Source organism: Mesorhizobium sp. M7A.F.Ca.CA.004.06.1.1, from assembly GCF_003999135.1.
Classification (GTDB): Bacteria; Pseudomonadota; Alphaproteobacteria; order Rhizobiales; family Rhizobiaceae; genus Mesorhizobium.
This window is the reverse complement of record NZ_RZPQ01000930.1, coordinates 1-2,000: the sequence shown is the minus strand read 5'-3', so window position 1 is coordinate 2,000 and position 2,000 is coordinate 1. Positions and strand designations below refer to the sequence as shown.

Genomic DNA, 2,000 nt, shown 5'->3' with positions numbered 1-2,000 from the left:
GACAAGCCTGTTGTGGCGCAGGACGACGCCACCGTTGCCGAGGACGCCACGGTCGCCGAAGACGACACCGCGCAGGCCGAGGAAGCAGCCCCCGTCGTCAAGACCAGAAAGGTCAAGACCGTCATCGTTTCAGCCCCCCAGGTCGCGACGGCCCAGGTGGTAGCGGCCTATGCCGAGCCGACGCCGGCGGCTGTCGACCCGGTCAACACCGCGTCGGTGCCGTCGGGCTGGGCCATTCAGGTCGCCTCGTCGCCAAAGCAGTCCGAGGCACAGGCCTTCCTCGACAAGACCACCAAGCAGGCGCCCAAGGTGCTGGCCGACGCCTCCGGCTTCACCGTCGCCTTCGACAAGGACGGCGTCACCTATTACCGCGCCCGCTTCGGTGGTTTCGGTTCGAAGACCGCCGCCTGGAAGGCCTGTACCGCTTTGAAGAAGAAGAACATCGAGTGCTACGCCGTCCAGCAGTAGGACGGCGTGCAAGCCATCTCCCGGAAAAATTCTGCGTCGAAGGAGACTAGTTGTGATTGGAGAGCAAGACGTCCTTGGCTTCGTTAATCCGCGCCGCCAGGAAAGACGTGCCGCCGACATCGGGGTGCAGGCGCTGCATCAGGCGGCGGTGCGCCTTGCGGACATCCGCCGCGGCGGCCCCCGCTTCAAGACCAAGGACCTTGTAGGCCTCCTCCTTAGTCATGGCGCCCGGACCTGGCGCAACACCCAGCCCTTCGCCACCGTTCGTCTCAGCGTTTTTGCGCCAGACGGGAAATCTGCCGTCAAGATACGTCTCTAGCAGCTGTCGGCTCTCCGGGTCGCTGGAGAGTTCGCGGTAGAGGTGTTGCAATTCCGCCAGCCCCATCGCGCCAAGCATCTTGCCTTCGTGGCGGCCAGCCAGGACCAGTCCTTCGAGGCCGCCGGTATCGTGATCGAGCTCCATTTCCAATGCCGCCGTGCGCACCGTCGAGCGTTTGCCCGGGGCAAGGCCGGCCGGCTGGCCTTTCATTCGCATGGAACCATACCAGGCAATTGCCCCGGTGAGAATCATGCCGCCGATGCCTTCACGGCCGACCACAAGCACGGCGACGCCGACAACTGCCAGAAGAGCCGGCCCGAGCGTTCGCAGCGTGCTCGCCAGTTTCGCCGGCTCGGCACGCAGAAAGATCGTCACCGCGCCGAGAAGCAGCAGAAGCAACGCTACAAAAGCGATGATTGCGCCCATTATTTTCCGCCGCCCCGCAGATGCTCGATCATCAGCCGGTCTTCCGGCCTGCCCCTGGCTTCGAGCGCCTTCAACCCGCCGGTCGCATACACGGCGACGGCCGAAAGCAGCCCTGCCAAGGTCGCGGCAGCCCGCCGATCAAATCGGAACCAAGCCCCCTTGGAAAGCCGCGCAATCTCTTTGAACGCCTTTTCCGCGCCGGAATCATGGCCTTCCTGAAACACGAAGACAGGAACGCCATGAAGGCCGAGGCTGCCGGCCTTTTCGGCCAGATCGTCGATATTCTCTTCCATCGCGTCGCCGATGTAGACCAGCGCATTGACCTTGGCGGCCGCCGTCTGTTTCAGCGCATGCGTCAGGACCTTTCCGATCTGGGTGTGGCCGCTGCGGCATTCGATCCGCGTCATCAGCTGCTTCAAGGCATTGGTGTCGCTCACGAAAGCCGACGAACGGCACTCGCCGAGGCCGCGAAAATAAACCAGTTGCACGCTGAGGGTTCCGGCCTTGCCGACTGCGTCGAACATCTGGCCCTGCAGCGTGCAGGCCAGATCCCAGGTCGGCTGGCGGCTCATCGTCGCGTCGAGGGCAAGGATCAGCCTGCCCGAACCGGTCGCCGACGCGGCAAGTGTCCTCGCCTGACGAATGAAGGCGTCGATCTCGCCGGCGTTGGATTGAGGCTTGACCGGCGCAGGACTGGTCCTCGCTGGCACAGGCTGCTTCTTATCACTCATGAAAAACAAGATGTGGCGTTGCCACATCGCTTGCAAGCCCCACATCGGGCGGTGCA

The 2,000-nt window shown here is 63.8% G+C and carries 3 protein-coding genes; 1 reads left to right on the top strand and 2 read right to left on the bottom strand.

Going from position 1 to position 2,000, the window contains the following annotated elements:
- Positions 1-468 (top strand): SPOR domain-containing protein (locus EN906_RS32290; RefSeq protein ID WP_206529230.1); only part of this gene is annotated, 468 nt, incomplete at its 5' end.
- A 46-nt stretch (positions 469-514) separates the two neighbouring features.
- Here EN906_RS32290 and EN906_RS32285 read toward each other — a convergent pair.
- Both EN906_RS32285 and EN906_RS32280 read right to left on the bottom strand, forming a co-directional pair.
- Complete coding sequence (locus tag EN906_RS32285; protein ID WP_127272505.1) at positions 515-1,213, bottom strand: DnaJ domain-containing protein; 699 nt, start codon at positions 1,211-1,213, stop codon at positions 515-517.
- Entirely contained in the window at positions 1,213-1,944 is a 732-nt protein-coding gene (locus EN906_RS32280) for a VWA domain-containing protein (RefSeq protein WP_164749086.1), read from the bottom strand. Before EN906_RS32280 ends, EN906_RS32285 begins: the two co-directional genes overlap by 1 nt.
- Between the last annotated feature and the right edge of the window lie 56 nt (positions 1,945-2,000).

Coding starts and splice junctions, on each gene's coding strand:
- EN906_RS32285 (WP_127272505.1), bottom strand. CDS start 1,213: ATGGGCGCAATCATCGCTTTTGTAGCGTTGCTTCTGCTGCTTCTCGGC.
- EN906_RS32280 (WP_164749086.1), bottom strand. CDS start 1,944: ATGAGTGATAAGAAGCAGCCTGTGCCAGCGAGGACCAGTCCTGCGCCG.